This window comes from Lebetimonas natsushimae, from assembly GCF_002335445.1.
GTDB classification, from domain to species: Bacteria; Campylobacterota; Campylobacteria; order Campylobacterales; family Nautiliaceae; genus Lebetimonas; species Lebetimonas natsushimae.
On record NZ_BDME01000001.1, the window covers coordinates 72247 to 93017 of the forward strand.

22 protein-coding genes are annotated in these 20771 nt (G+C 28.3%); 21 read left to right on the forward strand and 1 reads right to left on the reverse strand.

Features of this window, described 5'->3' with window-relative positions:
- The first annotated feature begins 2 nt into the window (after nt 1-2).
- The 6 genes from clpP to LNAT_RS00465 are packed head-to-tail and all read left to right on the forward strand — an operon-like array spanning nt 3 to nt 5553.
- Nucleotides 3-590 (forward strand): ATP-dependent Clp endopeptidase proteolytic subunit ClpP, encoded by a 588-nt coding sequence (gene clpP / locus LNAT_RS00440; RefSeq protein ID WP_096257963.1) that lies wholly within the window; start codon nt 3-5, stop codon nt 588-590.
- Nucleotides 590-1594, forward strand: a complete 1005-nt coding sequence (locus tag LNAT_RS00445) for a GGDEF domain-containing protein (RefSeq protein ID WP_096257964.1) — start codon at nt 590-592, stop codon at nt 1592-1594. Before clpP ends, LNAT_RS00445 begins: the two co-directional genes overlap by 1 nt.
- Nucleotides 1594-2118, forward strand: a complete 525-nt coding sequence (gene def / locus LNAT_RS00450) for a peptide deformylase (protein ID WP_096257965.1) — start codon at nt 1594-1596, stop codon at nt 2116-2118. The genes LNAT_RS00445 and def overlap by 1 nt, the downstream gene beginning before the upstream one ends.
- Nucleotides 2082-3557, forward strand: a complete 1476-nt coding sequence (locus LNAT_RS00455) for a YifB family Mg chelatase-like AAA ATPase (protein ID WP_096257966.1) — start codon at nt 2082-2084, stop codon at nt 3555-3557. The genes def and LNAT_RS00455 overlap by 37 nt, the downstream gene beginning before the upstream one ends.
- Entirely contained in the window at nt 3554-4162 is a 609-nt protein-coding gene (locus LNAT_RS00460) for a fused DSP-PTPase phosphatase/NAD kinase-like protein (protein ID WP_096257967.1), read from the forward strand. Before LNAT_RS00455 ends, LNAT_RS00460 begins: the two co-directional genes overlap by 4 nt.
- Nucleotides 4162-5553: an NAD(P)H-hydrate dehydratase gene (locus tag LNAT_RS00465; protein ID WP_096257968.1), complete on the forward strand. Its 1392-nt coding sequence runs from the start codon at nt 4162-4164 to the stop codon at nt 5551-5553. Before LNAT_RS00460 ends, LNAT_RS00465 begins: the two co-directional genes overlap by 1 nt.
- On the opposite strand, the gene LNAT_RS00470 is transcribed toward LNAT_RS00465, so the two are convergent.
- Nucleotides 5543-7240, reverse strand: coding sequence for an ABC transporter ATP-binding protein (locus LNAT_RS00470; RefSeq protein ID WP_096257969.1), 1698 nt, complete (start codon nt 7238-7240; stop codon nt 5543-5545). The two genes, LNAT_RS00465 and LNAT_RS00470, sit on opposite strands and share 11 nt — an antisense overlap.
- 47 nt (nt 7241-7287) lie before the next feature.
- Here LNAT_RS00470 and LNAT_RS00475 point away from each other — a divergent pair, with 47 nt between their 5' ends.
- The 15 genes from LNAT_RS00475 to gmhB are packed head-to-tail and all read left to right on the forward strand — an operon-like array spanning nt 7288 to nt 20771.
- Nucleotides 7288-8205 (forward strand): glycosyltransferase family 9 protein, encoded by a 918-nt coding sequence (locus tag LNAT_RS00475; protein WP_096257970.1) that lies wholly within the window; start codon nt 7288-7290, stop codon nt 8203-8205.
- Nucleotides 8195-9052, forward strand: coding sequence for a lipid A biosynthesis lauroyl acyltransferase (locus LNAT_RS00480; protein ID WP_096257971.1), 858 nt, complete (start codon nt 8195-8197; stop codon nt 9050-9052). Before LNAT_RS00475 ends, LNAT_RS00480 begins: the two co-directional genes overlap by 11 nt.
- 1 nt (nt 9053) lies before the next feature.
- Nucleotides 9054-9785, forward strand: coding sequence for a glycosyltransferase family 2 protein (locus tag LNAT_RS00485; RefSeq protein ID WP_096258740.1), 732 nt, complete (start codon nt 9054-9056; stop codon nt 9783-9785).
- A complete protein-coding gene (gene rfaQ / locus LNAT_RS00490; RefSeq protein ID WP_096257972.1) occupies nt 9766-10848 on the forward strand; it encodes a putative lipopolysaccharide heptosyltransferase III in 1083 nt (360 codons plus the stop codon). Before LNAT_RS00485 ends, rfaQ begins: the two co-directional genes overlap by 20 nt.
- Nucleotides 10829-11890 (forward strand): glycosyltransferase family 4 protein, encoded by a 1062-nt coding sequence (locus LNAT_RS00495; RefSeq protein WP_096257973.1) that lies wholly within the window; start codon nt 10829-10831, stop codon nt 11888-11890. Before rfaQ ends, LNAT_RS00495 begins: the two co-directional genes overlap by 20 nt.
- Nucleotides 11891-11903: 13 nt before the next feature.
- Nucleotides 11904-12641, forward strand: coding sequence for a polysaccharide deacetylase family protein (locus LNAT_RS00500; protein ID WP_096258741.1), 738 nt, complete (start codon nt 11904-11906; stop codon nt 12639-12641).
- Nucleotides 12638-13573, forward strand: coding sequence for a glycosyltransferase family 9 protein (locus LNAT_RS00505; protein ID WP_096257974.1), 936 nt, complete (start codon nt 12638-12640; stop codon nt 13571-13573). Before LNAT_RS00500 ends, LNAT_RS00505 begins: the two co-directional genes overlap by 4 nt.
- Nucleotides 13570-14625 carry a glycosyltransferase family 9 protein gene (locus tag LNAT_RS00510; protein WP_096257975.1) on the forward strand — a complete coding sequence of 352 codons (1056 nt, stop codon included), beginning with the start codon at nt 13570-13572 and terminating at the stop codon, nt 14623-14625. The genes LNAT_RS00505 and LNAT_RS00510 overlap by 4 nt, the downstream gene beginning before the upstream one ends.
- A complete protein-coding gene (locus tag LNAT_RS00515) occupies nt 14622-15704 on the forward strand; it encodes a glycosyltransferase family 4 protein (RefSeq protein ID WP_096257976.1) in 1083 nt (360 codons plus the stop codon). Before LNAT_RS00510 ends, LNAT_RS00515 begins: the two co-directional genes overlap by 4 nt.
- Entirely contained in the window at nt 15691-16914 is a 1224-nt protein-coding gene (locus tag LNAT_RS00520) for a hypothetical protein (RefSeq protein WP_096257977.1), read from the forward strand. The genes LNAT_RS00515 and LNAT_RS00520 overlap by 14 nt, the downstream gene beginning before the upstream one ends.
- A complete protein-coding gene (locus LNAT_RS00525; protein ID WP_096257978.1) occupies nt 16889-17956 on the forward strand; it encodes a glycosyltransferase family 4 protein in 1068 nt (355 codons plus the stop codon). The genes LNAT_RS00520 and LNAT_RS00525 overlap by 26 nt, the downstream gene beginning before the upstream one ends.
- A complete protein-coding gene (locus tag LNAT_RS00530) occupies nt 17931-18944 on the forward strand; it encodes a glycosyltransferase family 4 protein (protein ID WP_172413474.1) in 1014 nt (337 codons plus the stop codon). Before LNAT_RS00525 ends, LNAT_RS00530 begins: the two co-directional genes overlap by 26 nt.
- Nucleotides 18919-19398, forward strand: a complete 480-nt coding sequence (locus tag LNAT_RS00535) for a serine O-acetyltransferase (protein ID WP_096257980.1) — start codon at nt 18919-18921, stop codon at nt 19396-19398. Before LNAT_RS00530 ends, LNAT_RS00535 begins: the two co-directional genes overlap by 26 nt.
- Nucleotides 19382-20266: a lipopolysaccharide heptosyltransferase II gene (gene waaF / locus LNAT_RS00540; RefSeq protein ID WP_096257981.1), complete on the forward strand. Its 885-nt coding sequence runs from the start codon at nt 19382-19384 to the stop codon at nt 20264-20266. Before LNAT_RS00535 ends, waaF begins: the two co-directional genes overlap by 17 nt.
- Nucleotides 20259-20771 (forward strand): D-glycero-beta-D-manno-heptose 1,7-bisphosphate 7-phosphatase, encoded by a 513-nt coding sequence (gmhB, locus tag LNAT_RS00545; protein ID WP_238593949.1) that lies wholly within the window; start codon nt 20259-20261, stop codon nt 20769-20771. Before waaF ends, gmhB begins: the two co-directional genes overlap by 8 nt.

Below are 20771 nucleotides of genomic sequence, written 5' to 3' on the forward strand. Positions count from 1 at the left end.
AATTGAGTATTTTAATACCTACTGTTATTGAAAAAACAGGAAGAGGCGAGAGGGCATATGATATTTACTCCCGTCTGCTTAAAGACAGAATTATTATGCTTCAGGGTGAAATAAACGACCATGTAGCAAGTATAATAGTGGCGCAGCTTCTGTTTTTGGAAGCTGAAAATCCGGAAAAAGATATATATCTTTATATAAATTCCCCGGGAGGTGTGGTTACAAGCGGAATGGCTATTTATGATACAATGAATTATATAAAACCCGATGTTGTAACAATCTGTATGGGGCAGGCCGCAAGTATGGGCGCTTTTTTACTCAGCAGCGGTGCAAAGGGTAAAAGGTTTGCCCTGCCTCATGCCAGAATTATGATTCACCAGCCTCTAGGAGGAGCGCAGGGTCAGGCTACCGATATTGAAATTCATGCAAAAGAGATTTTAAGAATGAAAAAAGAGCTTAATAAAATTTTAGCTGAAAACACAGGACAAAGTATAAGAAAAATAGAAAAAGACACAGAAAGAGATTTCTTTATGAGTGCTGAAGAGGCTATGAAATATGGTCTTGTAGATAAAGTGCTTAAAAAGAGAGATTAATGATTAATAAAAGTGACGAAAAATATGTCAGTGCTTCAACTAAATCTGTCTCAAAGAATAATTTAGAAATATTTGCCAAAAAAGTATTTGACAAATTAATATCAGACGGGGTTCCCCCAATCCCCTACAATTATAAAGTTTATTTTTTAAACGAACTTGATAATGAAGACCCAGAATTTAAAAAACATGTCTATGAAATGATTGCTTTAGAAGAGAGCAATGATTTGGAAAAAGATATAGAATTCGAAATTAAATTAAAAAATTCTTTTAAATTTTCAAAAGATTTGTTAAGTCATGTATCAATAGTTTATAAATTAAGTAAAAAATTAAAAGAACTGCTTGAAATACAGTTAAAAGAAGCAGCGCATATTACGAATAACAAGGCTTTGATTAAGCTTATAAATGCTTTTGAAAACAATTTAAAAATTATTGATACAAGACTTAGTAGAGAAATGGATGAGATTAAAAATATTTATTCAAAAAATGTTGAAGTATTAAAAGATATTGAAAAAAATTCTATTTATGATGCAAGATACGGTGTTTATAACAAAAATTATTTTTTAAATGAAATAAAAAAAGAAATTACACTTATAAATAAATTTCATCATACAAGTTCGATAATTGCTGTTAAAATTAAAAATGAAGTATTTAATAAACTTTCATCTGAAAAATCCAGGATTTTAATAAACAGAAGTCTAGCTAAAATAATGCTTAAAACTTCAAGAAGAACAGATGTTGTTGCAAGATTTGAAGAAAATATTTTTGCAATGCTGCTAAAACATACTGATATAATAGGAGCTCAGCGTACAGTTGAGAGGCTTTCTGATGCAATATCCAATGCTTCTGTTTTTTTAGAAGGCGAAGAATTAGATTTAAAAATTGCAGCAGGTATTGTGGAATTAAAAGAAGGTAAAGATGCTGAAACATTTATTTTCAAAGCATTAAAAGCGTTGGAAGAAGCGGAAAAAAACGATGAATTATATGTTATTGAAAAGGCAGAATAATGGCAGTACTTGATATAGTTACCTATCCAAATAAAATACTGAAACAGATTTCAAAACCGGTAGAGAGATTTGACAGTGAACTTCATAAACTTCTTGATAACATGTATGAAACAATGATCGCTAAAAACGGAGTCGGGCTTGCCGCTATTCAGGTAGCGGTTCCTATTAGGGCTTTAATTATAGATATAGGAGATGAAGAGGGAAAACAGGGGGAAAAAACTAAAATAGAAGTCATAAATCCCGAGTTTTTAGTTTGGGAAGGAAGTCAAAAAGATACAGAAGGATGTTTAAGCGTACCCGATTATTTTGATGAAGTGGAAAGGTATGCCAAGGTTAAGGTTAAATATTTTGACAGATTCGGAAAAGAGCATATAACTGATGCAGAAGGCTTACTTAGTGTTGCGTTTCAACATGAAACCGACCATTTAGACGGACATTTGTTTGTAGAAAGGCTTGATTATATAAAAAGAAAGAAATTTGAAAAAGAATGGAAAAAACTTCTAAAACAAAAACGAAAAAAATAAATTCAGCCACCCTTGAGGGATTTAATGCAAAAAAAGTAGAAGTTGAAAGTTCTTTTACAAAAGCACTTCCCGGTTTTTCAATTGTAGGACTTACAAGCCAGTCTATTCAAGAAAGTAAAGAGAGGGTAAAATCGGCTCTACTTAATAATGATTTTGAATTTCCCCCGCTTAAAATAACTATTTCGCTCTCACCTGCGGATTTGAAAAAAGAGGGGAGTCATTTTGATCTGCCAATAGCCCTCAGTATCTTATATCACAAAAAAGATATCAATTTAGATGATTTTTTGGTTTTGGGAGAGCTTGGGCTTGACGGTACACTTAAAGATACAAATGCAATTTTTCCAATAATTTTATCTCTTAAACCGAAAAAAGTGATAATCCCGCTTGAGAGCGCCGCTAAGGTATCTAAAATTCCCGGAATTGAAATCTATGCTTTTTCACATCTAAAAGAGTTTGAAGAGTTTAAACCGAAAGAGTTCAAAAAGAGTGAACTACATTATGACTCAATAAAAATTGATGGTAAAAAATATTATTATGTAAATGAATTTAAAGAAGATTTTATAGATGTAATAGGACAAAATGAGGCAAAAGAAGCCGCTTTGATTTCAGCCGCCGGATTTCACAATATTTTATTAGAGGGAAGTCCGGGTGTTGGAAAATCTATGATTATAAGCAGGATGAGATATATTCTTCCACCGATGAGTTTAGAAGAGATTTTGGAAGTTGAAAAATATAATTCACTTGAAGGTAAAGTTGTAACGTTTAAACCTCTCAGACCTTTCAGGGCGCCTCATTATTCATCAACTAAAGCGGCCATATTTGGAGGAGGCAGCAGAGGGGCTAAAATTGGAGAAATTGCTTTTGCTAATAAAGGAATTTTATTTTTTGATGAACTGCCTTATTTTCAAAAGGATGTTTTGGAAAATCTGCGTCTTCCTCTGCAGGATAAAAAAGTATTAATCAGCAGGGTTAATTCAAAAATAGAATATGAAACGGATATACTTTTTGCAGCGGCTATGAATCCTTGTCCATGTGGTAATTTATTGAGCCCTGTTAAAGAGTGCAGATGCACAGACCTTGAAATAAGACGATATAAAAACAGAATTAGCGAGCCTTTATATGACAGAATTGAAATTTATCATCAGATGACAGAAGATGATGCAAAGGACACGATATCAAGTGAAGAATTGTTTGAAAAGGTTTTAATTGCATTTGAAATGCAAAAAGGTAAATTTAATGCAAATTTAGAGGAAAATTATAAATTTAATTTGGAAAATGAGGCGGTAGAAATTTTAAACAAAGCTAAAAGGAGTTTTGCTTTAAGTAGAAGAAGTGAATTTAATCTGTTGAAAGTTTCCAAAACCATTGCAAATTTAGATAAAAGAAACAAAATAAAAAAAGCAGATATTTTAAAAGCGTTAAGGTTTAGAAAAAGATGAAAGAAATATTTAAGATTTTAAGTGAAGAGCACAATGCGATTAATTTGTTTTGGAATAATTTTCATAAAATAGATACAGGGGTTTACAGAAGTGCACAGATTCTTCCCTGGAGACTTAAAAAACTTATTAGAAAACATAACATTAAAACAATTATTAATTTAAGAGGGAGTAATAATTATCTTTATAAAAAAGAAAAAGAGATATGCGAAAAACTTGGGGTTGAATATATTGAACTTCCCATTTCTTCAAGGACATTGCCTAAAATAGAAGAAATGCAAAAATTAAAAAATATTTTATTTGATAAAAATAAAAGACCAATTCTTTTTCATTGTAAAGCAGGGGCGGACAGAAGTGGATTTGTGGCCACGTTTTACAGGATTATTAAAGGTGAAAATCCAAAAGAAGCCATAAAAAAAGAATTGAAACTTAAATACGGATTCATTGCTTTAAGCAAAGCCGGAAGAATAAAAGAATTTTTTTCAAAGTATGATGGAAAAAAAGATTTTTTAGAGTGGGCAAAAGAAAACAGGGATAAAATCCAGGAAAATTTCAGTGAAAATCCTTTTATTGATTTTGTGTATGAAAAGATTTTAAGGAGGGAATAGTGAGAAGAGTTTTTAGGGATGTTTATGCTTTGGATAAAAAATGTTATGAAAAATATAATTTAACGGAAGATATTTTGATGGAACATGCCGCTTATGAAATGGCGCTTGAAATATATAAAAGAATTGAAAAAGGCAGTAGGGTGACAATTGTGGCCGGTCCCGGAAATAACGGGGCTGACGGGATTACACTTGCAAGAATTCTTTTAGGGGATTATAAAGTAAATCTGTTTTTACCGCTTAATGCAAAATCGCAGATGGCAAAGCTGCAGCTTGAAAGGTTTTTAAGGATTGGAGGAAAAGTTAGCAAAAAATTAAAAGAAGCGGATGCAGTGGTAGATGCCATATTTGGAAGCGGGCTTAAAAGGGATTTGAGTGATGAAATAGTGAAAACAATTGAAAAAATGAATGAAATGAACGGTTTTAAACTTGCCTGTGATATTCCAACAGGAATTGATGAAAAAGGGAATATAAGACCTGTGGCATTTAAAGCCGATTTAACCGTTACAATGGGTGCTGAAAAACTAAGTCTCTATTCAGATTCGGCAAAAGATTATGTGGGGGAGATTAAGCTGGCAAATTTAGGTATATCTTTTTCAAATTATGTTGAAAAAAGCGATTTTTTTATTTTGGAAAAAGGGGATTTAAAACTGCCTGTAAGAGCTAAACAAAATTCACATAAACGCTCTTACGGACATTTGGGGATTTTATGCGGAGAAAAAAAAGGTGCCGCAGTTTTGGCAAGTCAGGCGGCTTTTAATTTTGGATGCGGGCTTGTGAGTTTGGTTGAGAGTGAAAAATGTAAAGTGGAAAATTATCCGTATGAGATTATGAAAAGCGGTAGTGTTGAAGGATTCAGTGCGCTTGCGTTTGGAATGGGAATGGGAGAGTGTTTTGATGATAAATTAGCTGAAATTGCAAAACTTGATATTCCGATGGTAATTGATGCCGATATGTTTTATAAAAAAGAGATTTTAAAATTTTTAGAAAAAAAAGTGGTTTTAACTCCTCATCCAAAAGAATTTTCATCTTTACTTAAAATTAGCGGGGTAGGTGAATATTCCACAAAAGAAATTCAGGAAAACAGGTTTGATTTGGCTTTGGAATTTTCTAAAAAATATCCACAAGTAGTTTTGCTTCTTAAAGGTGCAAATAAAATAATAGCCCATAATAAAAAATTTTATATTGACCCATACGGCAGTGTGGCACTTGCAAAAGGCGGAAGCGGGGATGTGCTTGCCGGTATGATAGGTTCTTTGCTGGCGCAGGGAGAAGATTTATTATCTGCTACAATTAATGCAAGTCTGGCCCATTCAATTGCTGGAAATTATGAACCGAATTATGCCTTAACCCCTACTAAACTTATAAAAAGAGTTGAAAAGATTAGGATTTAGAATAGAGTTTTTTGAACTCCTCACAGTTTTTAAGCAGTTCTTCTTTTTTGCCTTTGCAGACGATTTCCCCGTTTTTGAATACTAAAATTTCATCAGTATTTTCTATAGTGTTGAGCCTGTGTGCCACGATAAAAACAAGTTTATTTTTAAGATTTAAAATAGAATCCATTATAACTTTTTCGCTTTTATTATCAAGTGCGCTTGTGGCTTCATCCAAAATTAAAACGTCAGGTTCTTTATATAATGCCCTGGCAATTGCAATTCTCTGTCTCTGACCTCCGCTTAGGTTGCTTCCCCCTTCATTTAAAACGCTGTAAATTCCATTTTCCAAATTTTTTACAAAATTCCATAAATTGGCTTTTTTAAGTGCTTCAATTATTTTTTCCTCGTTAATTTCCCTTCCGTAAGCAATATTTGCTGCAATTGTATCGTTGAATATATGTACATTTTGTGGAATATAAGCAATTTTATCCCTCAAAGAAAAAATATCATAATTTTTAATATTTTTATCATTTATTAATATTTCTCCCTCACTTGCATCATAAAATCTTTCAATCATTGAAACAAATGAACTTTTTCCGCCTCCGCTGTCTCCTACAAGTCCTATGATTTTAGGTTTAACGGCGGTATAATTTATATTTTTTAGCGCTTTTTTGTCTCCATATTTTAAAGACACATTTTTAAATTCTATTTTTTCAATTGAATTTAATTTTTCATTTCCAGAATTAATTTCCGGTTTTAGATTAAAAATTTCTTTTAATCTTTCATTTGCGGCTATGGCATCCTGAAATCTTGAATAGGTATTGGCTATCCTTCTTATAGGGTCAGTCATCATAAACAAAGCCGTCATAAAGGAAAAAAATGCCCCTACACTCATTTCCCCATCAATTACCTCTTTACCTCCTACAATTATTACAACCGCTGCGATTGAAGCTGTGAGAGTTTCAAGAACAGGAATCAAAATGGCCTGTGTTCTTATGGTTTTTAGGTTAATTTTTAGATATTTAAGATTCAGTTCTTCAAATTTTTTAATTTCGTATTTTTTTGCATTAAAAGCTTTGATTGTTTCAATGTTTTTGAATATTTCACTTAAATGTTTATTGAGTTTGGCAGTCTGTTTTTGGGCCTCTTTTGATAATTTTTTAAGTTTTTTTGAAATTATACTTACCGGGTAAATGATAAAGGGCAGAATGACTAAGGCAAAGAAAGCAAGTTTTGGATTTTGATAAACAACCACCCCAAGCAGAAAAACCGCCATTAAAACATCTCTTAACAGATTTGCCAAAGAGTGGCTTACTGCCCCCTGAATTCTATTTATATCGTTAATAATTCTGCTGACAAGTTCGCCTGAATGTGTTGTTTTAAAATAATTTAAATCAAAACTTAAAATGTGTTTTAGAAATTTATCCCTAATTTGCCTTACAATATCTTCTCCTATATAACTTACATAATATTGCTGTAATATGGAACCGATTCCTTTAAAAAAATAAGCCAGAATTATTGCTAGTGGAAGAAGGTAAAGCAGGTGAATGTTTTTTTCTATAAAGATTTTATCAAGAACAGGTTTTACCAGATATGCAGTTGCGGCAGTTGAGATGGAAACTAAAAACATTCCTATAATTGCAAAAAAAATCTCTTTTTTGTAATTTTTATAAAAAGGCATATATTCTTTTAAAAATTTAAGCACGTAATTCCTTTTTGTTATAATTTTACATATTTTAACAAAAGGAAGTAATGGAAGCAATAATAAAACTGAGTTCCCTTGGAGATATTATTCATTCTTTAATTGTTTTGCCAAAACTTAATAAAAAAATAGATTTTTTTGTGGATAATATTTTTAAAGAAATACTTGAATACAATCCTTTTATCGGAAATATTATTCCAGTAAAATTAAGAGAAGCAAAAAAAAATAAAAGTTTATATTTTAAAGAATTTATCAGACTGAAATCAATGAATACTTATGATGAAGTATATGATCTGCAAGGTCTACTAAAAAGTGCACTTTTGGCAAGACTTGCAGGGGATAAGGTGGTCGGTTTTAAAAATCCAAGAGAAAGTCTGGCCAAATTTTTTTATGATGAGAAAAAAGAAATTTTCGGGGATACAGCAATCAGAAGATATTTAAATCTTTTTGATATGGATGATATAGAATATCTTACAAATCATCCAAAACTTTTATTTTATCAGGATAGGGAATTTGAATTTTTAAGTAAAAATAAAAAAAATATTGTATTCATAATCGGGGCAAGCTGGGAGTGCAAAAAAGTCCCGCTTAAAATTTGGAGCGAGCTTGCTGAATATTTCAAAAATGAAAACATAATTGTTCCTTTTTACGGAGAAAGTGAAAAAAAAGATGCTTTAAATTTAGCTGAAAATAATGCAAATATAACGCCTGTCAGTTTAAATTTAAATGATTTAAAAGCATTGATTGACAAATCGGATTTACTTATAGGAAATGATACGGGACCCAGTTTTATAGCTTGGGCAAACAATATTAATAATATAATACTTTACGGTTGTACTTATAACAATAAAATATATGAAAACCGCTTTTCCAAAAGCGTGGAAATTCAGAAAAGTATAAAAAAAGGTTTGATGGTAATGGATAAAATGGATATTAAAGAAATTGTAAAGAAGATTGATGAATTTTAAAGATTTCAGTTATTATGGGTATAAATTTATAGAAAAAATTATAACTTTTTTTCCAAAAGAATTTATGATAAATTTTTTAGGAAATTTAGGTTATATACTCGATAATAAAAGAAAAAATGTGATTTGTGTGAATTTAAATTTAGCTTTTCCTGAGAAAAGTAAAGAAGAAAAAAGAAAAATAATAAAAAAAATTTATAAAAATTTTGCCAGAAATTTAATAGAATTTATTGAAAATAAAAAAATAAGCAAAGAAAAACTTTTGGAAAAAATTGAATTTGTGGGATTTGAAAATATCCCAAAACAGGCTATTTATGTTACCGCCCATTTTGGAAACTGGGAAATTACATCTTTGAGTTTTGGTGCAAAGTTTGGAAAAATTGATATTGTATACAGAAAACTGGATAATCCTAAATTAAATGAAGAAGTTGTTAAAAGCAGAAGCAGATTTAATGTGGGGGTGATTGAAAAAAAAGGCGCCATGAAAGAACTTGTTAAATCTATTAAAAAAGGTCATAATATTGGTCTTTTGGTAGATCAAAACACGGCTGAAAACGAGGGGATTGAAACTGTTTTTTTTAATAGAAAAGTTTTGCAGTCCCCAAGTGCCGCAATTTTATCCAAAAAATTTAATCTGCCAATAGTTATGAGTTTTGCTATTCCTAAGGGAAATAAATGGCAGGTAATTGTAAAAGATATTTTTTATACGGATGATATTCAAAAATCAGTTGATAGACAGTCAAAAGTTTTTGAAGAGATGATAAAAGAATATCCTGATGAATATTATTGGTTTCATAAAAAATTTAAACATTTTTATGAAGAAGAATATGATAAAAAGTGTAAAGTTTAAAATGAAAAGTGAAAAATTAAGTATAGTAATACTTACAAAAAATTCTCAGAAGTATTTGGAAAAAGTTTTAAAAAGCGTTGAATTTGCCGATGAGGTTATTATTTATGACAGCGGAAGTAGTGATAAAACTTTGGATATTGCTAAAAATTTCAAAAATGTAAAAATTTTTGTGGATAAAAACTGGGAAGGGTTTGGAAAGCAAAAACAAAAGGCTGTTGATAGGGCATCTAATAAATGGGTATTTGTATTGGACAGTGATGAAGTTTTTACTGATAACCTTAAAAAAGAGGTATTGGAAATTTTAAAAAACCCAATCTATGATGCATACAGAGTCGCGAGACTTAATAACTTTTTTGGAAAATGGATTAGACACTGCGGGTTGTTTCCGGATTATTCAATAAGACTTTTTAACAGGGAAAAATGTAAGTTTAATGAAAGAGAGGTTCATGAAAGCGTGGAATGCAAAAGAGTAGGTGTTCTTAACAACTATTTTCTGCATTATGCATATGAAAATATTGAAGAATTTATTGATAAGCAAAACAGATATTCAAGCTTGGGGGCCAAACCAAATAAATTAAAGGCAATATTTTCCCCCTATTGGACTTTTTTAAAAATTTATTTTATAAAGCTAGGTTTTCTTGATGGATGGGCTGGGTTTGTAATAGCGAAACTTTACAGTGAATATACCTTTTGGAAATATGTTAAGGACAAATATGAGAATATTGGTAATTAAATTCAGAAATATCGGGGATGTTTTACTGACGACGCCTTTAATTAAAAATTTAAAATTAAATTATCCTGATGCAGAAATTGACTGTTTGGTAAACAAAGGTACAGAGGAGATGCTTACATTAAATCCTAATATTGATAAAATTTACACTTATGACCGAAATTATTTTAAAAATCTGCCTAAAATGAAAAAAATTGTTGAAGAATTTAAATTTTTAAAAAGTTTCAAAAATTATGATATCGTGATTAATACAACAGAAGGTGATAGGGGGGCGTTTATCGCCAAATTCAGCAGAGCTAAAATAAAAATTGGTTTTACTCCTAAAAAGAATCTTTTTTTAAAAAATACATTTACCCATAAATTAAAAAATCCACCGCTTTTAAGACATATTATTGAAAACAATTTGGATGCAATTAGGATTTTGAATAAAAAAATTTATGAAAAAAAAGTTGAAATTTTTTGGGATGAAAAAGATAACGAATTTATTGATTCATTTAATTTGCCTCAAAAATTTGTGCATTTTCATCCTGTTAGCAGATGGCTTTTTAAATGTATAAATGATAAAATTTCAGCTAAGATTATTGATTTTATAGAAAAAGAATTGAAATTAAAAGTAGTATTAACCTCAGCACCGGTTAAAGAAGAGATGGGAAAAATTAATAAAATATTATCTTTAACTAAATCTAATCCAATGAATTTAAGCGGAAGATTGACATTAAAACAAACAGCTGCTTTAAATAAGAGGGCTAAATTTTTTGTGGGTGTTGATACTGCCATTATGCATATAAGTGCTGCAAATGATGTGCCTGTTTTAGCGTTTTTTGGACCAAGTGGTGCATTTAACTGGGGACCTTGGGATAATGATTTGTTTGAAAGTGGATATACAAAGAAAAACGGATTTCAAACAATGGGAAAACACAGGGTAATTCAGGTTGACTGGGAGTGTGCTCCATGCGGACAGGATGGATGCAATGGAAGTAAAATTAGCGAATGTTTAATAAGTGGACTTGATTTTGAATTTATTAAAAAAAATATAGAGGAAATGAATGAAAACACGAATACTTGAACTTGAATCCTCAAAAGGTTGGGGAGGACAGGAAAAAAGAACCGTTAGACTTAATAATAATTTGTCAGATAAATTTGAAATCTTTTGGGGAGTGGAGAAAGAAAGCGAGCTTTTTAAAAGACAAAAAGATATAAGAGGAAATTTCTTTAATTTTGAACTTGATAAAATTTATAATTTAAAAACCATTTATAATCTGGTTAAATTTGTAAAGAAAAATAAAATAGATATTATTTCCACTCACTCCGGAAAAGATGCATGGATTGGAAATATTGTTGCTAAATTAGCGGGAGTAAAAATAATCCGAACGAGGCATCTTTTAACCAAAATAAAAGGTCCTTTGAGTTATAATTTATCTGATAAAGTGGTATGTGTAAGCAAACAGGTAAAAGAATACTTAGCTAGTGAGGGTGTAAAAAAAGAGAAGTTAGAAGTTATTTATACAGGAATTGATACAAAAAAGTTCAAATCTTATAGTGACTATAATTTAAGAGAAGATTTTAATATTAATGAAAATACAGTAATTATAGGAATTGTTGCAGTTTTAAGGGCTGCAAAAAGACATATTGATTTGCTTAAAGCTGTAAAAGAAATAGATAATGTAAAAGTAGTAATTGTGGGAAGCGGTCCACAGGAAAAAAATATTAAAAATTTTATACAAAAAAATAATTTAGAAGATAAAGTTTTAATGTTAGGACACAGGGAAGATATAGATAAAATTTTGCCTAATTTTGATATTTTTGTATTACCTTCGAATCTTGAAGCTCTCGGTACTGCTCTGCTTGAAGCCCAGTCTTGCGGAGTGCCAGTAGTTGCAAGCAGGGTGGGGGGGATTCCTGAATGTGTAAATGAGGGAAAAACCGGGTTTTTGTTTGAAAAAGAAAATGTTTCTGATTTGAAAGATAAACTTTTGAAATTAATAGAAAATAGAAATTTAAGAGAAGAATTTTCTAAAAATGCAAGGAAATGGATAGAAGAAAAGTTTTCTACTGAAAAAATGGTAAAAGATACAGAAAAATTGTATGAAAGAATTTTAAGTGAATAGTGTACCAGTACTTATGTATCATCATATTTTGCCAAAAAGCGGATTTATTGCAAGCAGTGTTGATGAGTTTGAAAAGCAGATGAAGTTTTTGGCTGAAAATAATTATAAAACTTTAAAAAGTGAAGAATTTTTAGAATTTAAAAAAGGTAAGAGTTTTAAAAAAGCTGTGTTTATAACTTTTGATGACGGATGGAGGGATAATTATTATTATGCATATCCGATTTTGAAAAAATATAATTTAAAAGCAACTATTTTTTTAGTAACTGAATGGATAGAAAAAGCAAGTGAAAAAAAAGAGGAATTTAAACCATTAGGACATAATGAAGCAAAAAAAGAAGTTCAAGTTAATCCTTCAAATGTGATTTTAAACTGGGATGAAATTGAAAAAATGAAAGATGTATTTGATTTTCATTCACATACTCATTCGCACAGGGATTTTTATTTTGATAAAGAATATTCGTGGGAAGAGGAGTTTATTTATTCCAAAGATATTTTAAAAAAAAGACTTGGAATTGATTCTAAGCATTTATGCTGGCCAAGAGGAAAATATGATAATGATTTGATAGAATTAGCAAAAAATTATTTTAATGTTCTTTATACAACAAAAAGAGGAATTAATTTACCGGATAATAATTTGGATGAAATAAAAAGAATAGCAGTTAAAAAAGATGAAAAATGGCTAAAAAAGCAGATAAAAATTTTTTCAAATCCTATTTTAGGATATTTATATTCGAAGGTAAAGCCTGAATGAAAATTTTACTTGTAAGAAATGATAACATTGGCGATTTAATCTGTACCACCCCTGCAATAGAGGCGCTTAGAAAAAAATACCCTGATGCCGAGATTGATATTGTGGTAAATAGTTATAATTTTGTGGCAATCAACAATAATCCATTTATTGATAATATTTATGTTTATACTAAACCAAAACATAAAAATAATTTTTTAGATAAATTAAAAGCCCTTAGCGGAAAAATTAAAATAATGAAAAATATTTTTTTTGAAAAATATGATGTAGCAGTTGTGTTTAGAAGCGGTTATTCGAGTTCAGCCGAGCAGTTTAGTAATATAAGTGGAGCAAAAATTAGAATTGGTGTAAAAGATAAAAAAAACAGGGATAATTTTACTCATCATATTGAAACCAATCCCAATGAACATGAAGTTGAGTTTTGTTATAGATGTTTAGCACCTCTTGGTGTAGAAAAAGATAATGAAAAAATATTTTTTTATGTTCCTGAAAATTTAAAAAAGAAATACAAAAATTATAAAAATTATATTTTATTTCATATCTCTTCAAGGGTAAAAGAGAATAGGTATTCAAAAGAAAAATTTAAAGATATTATTGATAGTTTAGATGAAAATGTTTTAATCACAGCAGAACCAAATGATTTTGAAAGTGCAAAATGGCTTGAAGAAAACACTAAAGCTAAATGGATAAAAACCGAAAGTTTATTAGATTTAGCAGGATTAATTGCTAATGTAAAATTATTTGTAAGTTTAGATGGCGGGGCTATGCATTTAGGACCTGCTCTTAACGTTAAAACTATTGCAATCAGTGGAAAAACAAATATGAATAAATGGTATCCATGGGGATACAAAGATTTGGTTATTCAAGATAAAAGTAAAATTGCTGAAAATATTAATCCTCAAATTATTATTAATAAAATTAAGGAGAACATTTGAAATTTTTAGAAAAATTTTTAAATTTATTTTTAGGTCCTGCTAAACCTATCGATTCTTTAAAAATTAATGAAAATCATACGTTTATTGTGATTTCAAATACCGGTTTGGGTGATACGATATTATCTACACCTGCAATAAAATCATTAAAAAAATCTTTTCCACAAAACAAAATAATTGCAGTGTTAAAAAAATCCCATTCTCCTTTATTTAAAAATTTTAAATATATTGATAAAATTATTGAATATGACGGCAAATATAAAGGTTTTTTTAAAACACTTTTTAAATTGAAAAAATATAAAAATAAAATTACTCTTATATTTCATTCAAACGGACCGCAAGATATTCAACTAGCAATTTTAAGTGGCAGTGAATATATTTTAAAACATCCGACCAATAGTTATTTAAAAAAATATTTATCTTATGATTTTACTAAAAAAACCCAACATAATATTGAAGATAAATTAGATTTGGTTAGAAAAATTGGAGGTAAAAATATTGATAAAACTATGGAAATCGGAGATGTTATTGATAGTGATTTTAAAGAATTTAAAAACTATATTGGATTTCAAGTAGGATCTGTAGATTTTTGTAGAATGTGGCCTATTGAAAGGTTTAGCAAGTTAGCTGAAATATTGATAAAAAATAATGAAAAAATTGTTATTTTGGGTGCAGAAAATGAAAAATATTTGGGAGATAAAATAATAAAAACCATAAATAATAAAAACATAATTAATATGTGTGGTAAAACTGATCTAGTTACTCTTGCAAATATTGTAAATAATTTAAAAATGTTAATAACAAATGATACAGGTACTATGCATCTTGCAATTGCTCTAAAAATACCTACTATTTCCCTTTTTTCCGCAAGCGATTCAAATGCAATGGGGCCTTATCAGAATTTAGAAATTCATAGAGTTATTCAAAAAGACGGCAGTTTTATTCAAAAACTTCCAAAGAAAAAAAGGGATGATTCTGCTATGAAATTGATAGAAGTAGATGAAGTTTATGAAAAATACAAAGAATTAAATGAATATTTAAAAGGTAAAAATTGAAATTTTGTATGTATAATGTAACTACTGCAATAAAAACAGGCGGAATTGAAACTTTTTATTGGGAAGTTAGTAAAGAGTTGATTAAAAAAGGATTTGAAACTGAAATAATTAGTGGAAAAGGAAATTATATAAAATATCAGGAAATTCCATTAAAAATGTTTGATTTTACTAAAAGGAATAAAGTTATTAATTTGGGTAATAGATTTAGAAAGTGGGGAGAGAGGATTAGTTTTTTTAAAAATGCTTATTCTTATTTAAAAAATCAAAAATATGATGTTTTTTTAATTCATAAACCATTGGATTTTTTTAGTTGTTATTTTATGAAAAAAATTAATCCCAATATAAAAACAATATTTATATCCGGAGGAGAAGATTTTTATGGCTTTGATAAATTTTTTTCTAAATATGTAGATTATATGTTTGCTGTAAGTAAGGCAAATAAGGAAATAATTGAAAACAGATATAAAAGAAAAGTAAAGCTTTTATATAACGGAGTTGATATTGATGTATTTAGAAAAGATGAAGTTGTTAGAAATGAAATGAAAAAAAAATATAATTTAGAGGATAAAAAGGTTTTATTAAGTGTGGGAAGAATTGAAGGTTGGAAAGGATTTAATTTAGTCATAGAAATACTGCCTGAATTACCAGAAGAGTTTGTATATATTTTAATAGGTAAAGGAAAAGAGTTAGAAAATTTAAAAAAACTTGCAAAAAAATTAAATGTGGAAAATAGAGTTTTGTTTTTAGGAGAAATAGAAAATAAAGAACTTTTTAAATATATAAATATGGCTGATTTATTTATTCAACCAAGTATAGGGCATGAAGCATTTGGTATTACATTAATTGAAGCAATGGCTTGCGGTGTTCCTGTTATTGCAAGTAGAAATGGAGGAATGAAAGAGATTGTGAAAGATAATGAAAATGGATTTTTATTTGAAATAAATAATAAACAAGAACTAAAAGAAAAAATTTTAAAAGCAATAGATATGAAATTTAATACACGTGAATATGTAAAAAATAATTTTACCTGGGAAATTACAGTAAATAATTTATTGAAGGGAATTAATGTTGAAATTTAATGAAAAAACAATAAATTATATAAAGATGTTTTTTTTATCTCTTTTTTTATTTGGGTTTTTAATTAACGGACTAAGTTTTATAAAATACTTTGGTTTATATGGGGCAATTTTATTTTATTTAATAGATTTATTTTTTAATTTTGAAAAGATTAGAAATCTTTATTTAAATTTTTACAAACAAGAAAAAATTCTTTTTATTATACTTTTTTTAATTCTATTTTCCATTATTGTTTCTATTATTTTTTCATTTTCAAATTCTCTGCCTTCTTGGAGAGAATTTAGAATAGAATTTTTAAATATATTTTTATTTATGTTAATAAGCTTAAGTATAGAAAAAAAAGAAATAAAAAAGTTTTTTTTTATTTCTATAATTTTAGCTTTTGTTTTTGATGCGTTTAAATTTGGATATGAATATATAAAAATTAATCCTAATTTAAATTTTTCTATTAGATTAGAAAGACTTTCTGCAGTTTATTTTGAGATATTAATTCCTTTTGTGTTTATTTCTTTTTTTCTATTAAAGAATAAAATTATTAAAATATTTTTAGTTGTTATTTTTTTATTGGCTTTATTTGAGCTGTTTTTAACAGGAGCAAGAGGTGCATGGGGAAGTGTATTATTTGAATTACTCTTAATTTCTTTATTAATAGGTTTGAAATTTAATTATAAAAAAATATTTGTATATTTGGGATGGTTATTTATTGTATTAATAGTTTCTGGAATTTTTGTTTACAAAAATTCTAATTTAATACAAACTAAAATACATCAAGGATTTAATCCAAATGGAAGAGATAAAATAATTAAAACAAGATTTCCTATATTTTTAAAACATGGTAATTTTTTAACAGGAATAGGAGGTCCCGGTAATTATCAGTATAACGAATTTTTAAATTATTATAAAGCACCAAAGATTTTGGGGGTAAAAGAAAAAAATAAATTTCATTATTGGTCTGATGAGCCGTTTTTACTTCAGATTTTTTATAAAGAAGGTATTTTAGTGTTATTTGTATTTTTATTATTTAGTGGTATATTTATTTATAAGTTATATAAAAATCTAAATTTTTATACTTTAGCAATTTTAGCTTCATTTATTGGATATTATTTTGTAAGAGGGTTAGCTGAAGGTAGGAATTTTAAATATTTAGTTTTATATTTTACGCTTTATTTAATATGTAAGGATAAAAATGAAAATAGCTTATGTGTATCCTGAAAAATTACCTTCAAAAAAGGCAAGGGCTATTTCTGTAGTAAATACAGCATGTGAGCTTTCTAAAATTGTTGATACAACTTTAATTTATGAAAAAAACGGTGATAATGTTTTGGATTTTTATGGAATAAATTGTAATTTAAATTTAAAACCTGTTTCAAGAAAATTTATAATAAGAAGTAATAAAATTTTTAATTTTAATCTTAAAAAAGAAATTAAAAAATATGATTATTTTTATGTAAGGCATTTGAAAACAGCTGAATTTTTAATCAAAAACGGAGCTAATGTAATTTTTGAATCACATGAAATTTTTCAAATAAAAAATAAAAAAATTAAAGAAATAGAAAATTTTGTGTATAAAAATGCTAAAGGATTAGTGTTTATTAATGAAAATTTGCAAAAAAAAGCCAAAAAATTTTTTAATTTTACTATTCCAAGTAAAATTATTCGTAATGGTTGCGGATTTAAAGTAGATTTTATTAAAAAAGATTTTTCAAAATTAAATGAAATTTATTATATAGGAAATTTTTATAAATGGAAAGGAGTCGATTTTTTAATTGAAGCCGTAAAAGGTTTGAATATAACATTAAAAATTGTTGGTGATGGGGAGAGAAAAAATGAATTATTAAATAAAGCATCTAAAAATGTTAAATTTTTAGGATATAAATCTCAAAATGAGATTGTAAATATTCTTAAAAACTCCAAAATCACAGTTATTCCTAATATTCCCACTATTGATTCTGAATTTTCAACACCTATTAAACTTTACGAATATTTAATGACTTCAAATGTTGTATTGGCCAGTGATTTTCCTACAATTCAAGAAATAATAAAAGATGGAGAAAATGGATTTTTATTTAAAGCAGGAGATAAAAAAGATTTCTTAAAAAAATTAAATTATATTTTATCCCTGCCGCAAAAAGAATTAGAAACAATTTCAAGAAATGCTTATAAAACAGGGAAGCGGTTTACTTGGAAAAACAGGGCTAAACAGATAGTTAAATTTATTAAGGAAATTGATGAAAATAACATTTCTTCGTCTTAAAAAAAACCCTTTCGGGGGAGCTGAGAGATATTTGGAAAGACTATCAAATGAATTGAAAAAAGAAAATATTGATTTTGAAATAATTAATTGTAGTTGTCCTAAATTTATACCCGGTTTCCTAAAAGCTATTTGGTTTAATGTGCAGGTATGTTTGAATAAAAAAGATAAATTTTATTTTTCTCTTGAAAGAATCACGTGTCCGGATATCTACAGGGCGGGTGACGGGGTACACAGGGCTTTTTTGGAGATTAAAAAATCTTTTAATCCTTTGCATTTTGTATATCTTTTTATAGAAAAAAGAATGTTTAAGAATGCCAAAAAAATAATTGCAAATTCTAAAATGGTTAAAAATCAGATAATTAAATATTATGGGATAGATGAAAATAAAATCAAAGTTATTTATAATGGAATTCCTCTAAAGGAAAAAGTTGATTTTAGTGATATAAAAAAAGAATTTAATTTAAACAATGAAAAAATTATTCTTTTTGTTGGGAGCGGGTTTGAGAGAAAAGGTGTGAAAAAGGCAATTGATATTGTTTCGAATATTAAAGGAAATTTTAAATTCATTGTTGTAGGAAAAGAAAAAAACATTTCATTTTATAAAAATTATGCAAAAGAAAAAGGAGTTAATGCAATTTTTACAGGTCCAAGAGGTGATGTTGATAAATTTTTTGGAGTGGCCGATATATTTTTATTTCCTACAAAATATGAGCCGTTCAGTAATGTGGTATTAGAAGCTATGAATTTTGAATGTGTGATTTTTACAACAAAACAAAACGGGGCTAGTGAAATTTTGCCGGAATTTAATGTAATGGAAAATCCCAATGATTTAAGTGTTGTAGAAAAAATAAATATCCTTTTTAAAAATGATAAAATTTTAGAAGAAAAAAAACGGGAAATGAAAGAAATATCAAAACAATTCAGTATAGAAAAAAATGTAAGAGAGACTATTAAGGTAATAAATGAAATTTTTAAAAAAAGATATTGAAGTAAATTTTGGAAAAATTTCTTTGAAAGAAATGTTGTTTGATGATAAATTTAAACTGCTTCTTTTTTACAGATTAGCAAATTATTATATTTATAAACCACAAAAAAATCCTATTGAAAGATTCTTGCAAAGTATATTTAATAAATTTTTTAAATATTATTCAAAAAAATTTTGTATGGATTTTAAGGCAAAAGTAAAAATAGGATATGGATTATATATTCCTCACCCAATAGGAATAGTCATTAACGGTAAATCTGTTATTGGTAATAACTGTACAATAATGCAGCAAGTTACTTTGGGTAATGATTTGATAGAAATTAATAAAGCGCCTATTGTCGGGGATAATGTAAAAATTGGTGCTAATGCGGTAGTAACTAAAGATATACCTGATAATTGTGTGGTAGCGGGAGTGCCTGCTAAAATTATTAGGAGATTAGATGAAGTTATTAATTGAACCTCCAACCTGGCTTGGCGATGCGGTTATGGCAAGCGGGGCGATAAACAGACTTCTTGAATATTTTAAACCGGATAAATCTGTTCTTTTTGGTAGTTTTGTATCAACTGAGCTTTTTAAAAGTAAATTTGATGAAGTTATAGTAGATGACAGAAATCACAGATTCAGTCAGTTTTTTAAAATCCCAAGGGTTGATTTGTTTATAAGTTTCAGGGGAAGTTTATATTCCAAACTAATAGGTTTAAAATCAAGAAGGTATTTTACATTTGATAACAAATTTTCAGGACATATGGTAGAAAAATATTCAAAATATGTTAACAATATTATAAAAGAAAACAGAATTTATCCTCCAAAACTTGATTTTAAACCTTTTGAATTTGTAAAGCCAACAATCGGTATTAATCCGGGGGCAACTTACGGCAGTGCAAAGAGGTGGTATCCTGAAAAGTTTGCCGAAGTTGGAAATTATTTTAAAGATTACAGACTAATTATTTTTGGAGGGCCAGGGGAAGAGGAAATAGCAAAAGATATTGAAAAAAATCTTTCTCATTCTGATGTTTTGAATTTATGTGGGAGATTAAGTATCAAGCAGCTTTGCGAATATATAGGTGGACTTAAATTATTTATTACAAACGATTCTGGTCCTATGCATATAGCGGCAGCTTACAATGTACCGATTGTGGCAATATTTGGGCCGACTGATTACAAAGAGACAAGCCCCTGGAGTAAAAATTATAAAATAGTCACCAAAAATTTGGAATGTGCTCCGTGTAAAAAAAGGGAATGTCCTTTAAAAACGCATGAATGTATGAAAAGCATTGAAGCTGATGAGGTTATAAAAGCGGCGGAGGAACTGTTAAATGGATAATGGAAAATGGATAATGGAAAATGAAAAGATAAAAGCTGCATTTTTGGACAGGGACGGAGTAATAAACATAGATAAAAATTATGTTCATAAAATAGAGGATTTTGAATTTAAAGACGGGATATTCGATTTATTGAAACTACTTCAAGATAAAGGATTTGTTTTATTTGTAGTAACAAATCAGTCGGGAATAGGCAGGGGATATTACACTCTTGAAGATTTTAAAAAATTAACGGATTATATGTTAAATGAATTAAAAAAAAGAGGAATTAAAATAAAAGAGGTTGCTTTTTGTCCCCATCATCCGGGTGTTAATTGTGAATGCAGAAAACCAAAACCGGGGATGATACTTAATCTGGCTAAAAAATATAATATTGATTTAAAACATTCCATTTTAATAGGAGATAAGCAAAGCGATATAGAAGCCGGAAAGAATGCAGGAGTTGGTAAAACATATTTAGTGGAAGATTCTTTATTTGATATAATTGAAAAAATCAAAAAGGAATGA

What these genes read in the sequence shown, in the direction of transcription:
- LNAT_RS00480 (WP_096257971.1), top strand. Translation starts at nt 8,195, where the DNA reads ATGAATTTTAAAGATTTCAGTTATTATGGGTATAAATTTATAGAAAAA.
- LNAT_RS00535 (WP_096257980.1), top strand. Translation starts at nt 18,919, where the DNA reads ATGAAATTTTTAAAAAAAGATATTGAAGTAAATTTTGGAAAAATTTCT.
- LNAT_RS00485 (WP_096258740.1), top strand. Translation starts at nt 9,054, where the DNA reads ATGAAAAGTGAAAAATTAAGTATAGTAATACTTACAAAAAATTCTCAG.
- LNAT_RS00445 (WP_096257964.1), top strand. Translation starts at nt 590, where the DNA reads ATGATTAATAAAAGTGACGAAAAATATGTCAGTGCTTCAACTAAATCT.
- LNAT_RS00530 (WP_172413474.1), top strand. Translation starts at nt 17,931, where the DNA reads ATGAAAATAACATTTCTTCGTCTTAAAAAAAACCCTTTCGGGGGAGCT.
- def (WP_096257965.1), top strand. Translation starts at nt 1,594, where the DNA reads ATGGCAGTACTTGATATAGTTACCTATCCAAATAAAATACTGAAACAG.
- LNAT_RS00525 (WP_096257978.1), top strand. Translation starts at nt 16,889, where the DNA reads ATGAAAATAGCTTATGTGTATCCTGAAAAATTACCTTCAAAAAAGGCA.
- waaF (WP_096257981.1), top strand. Translation starts at nt 19,382, where the DNA reads ATGAAGTTATTAATTGAACCTCCAACCTGGCTTGGCGATGCGGTTATG.
- LNAT_RS00460 (WP_096257967.1), top strand. Translation starts at nt 3,554, where the DNA reads ATGAAAGAAATATTTAAGATTTTAAGTGAAGAGCACAATGCGATTAAT.
- LNAT_RS00455 (WP_096257966.1), top strand. Translation starts at nt 2,082, where the DNA reads ATGGAAAAAACTTCTAAAACAAAAACGAAAAAAATAAATTCAGCCACC.
- LNAT_RS00520 (WP_096257977.1), top strand. Translation starts at nt 15,691, where the DNA reads ATGTTGAAATTTAATGAAAAAACAATAAATTATATAAAGATGTTTTTT.
- LNAT_RS00505 (WP_096257974.1), top strand. Translation starts at nt 12,638, where the DNA reads ATGAAAATTTTACTTGTAAGAAATGATAACATTGGCGATTTAATCTGT.
- LNAT_RS00495 (WP_096257973.1), top strand. Translation starts at nt 10,829, where the DNA reads ATGAAAACACGAATACTTGAACTTGAATCCTCAAAAGGTTGGGGAGGA.
- LNAT_RS00500 (WP_096258741.1), top strand. Translation starts at nt 11,904, where the DNA reads ATGTATCATCATATTTTGCCAAAAAGCGGATTTATTGCAAGCAGTGTT.
- LNAT_RS00475 (WP_096257970.1), top strand. Translation starts at nt 7,288, where the DNA reads ATGGAAGCAATAATAAAACTGAGTTCCCTTGGAGATATTATTCATTCT.
- gmhB (WP_238593949.1), top strand. Translation starts at nt 20,259, where the DNA reads ATGGATAATGGAAAATGGATAATGGAAAATGAAAAGATAAAAGCTGCA.
- rfaQ (WP_096257972.1), top strand. Translation starts at nt 9,766, where the DNA reads ATGAGAATATTGGTAATTAAATTCAGAAATATCGGGGATGTTTTACTG.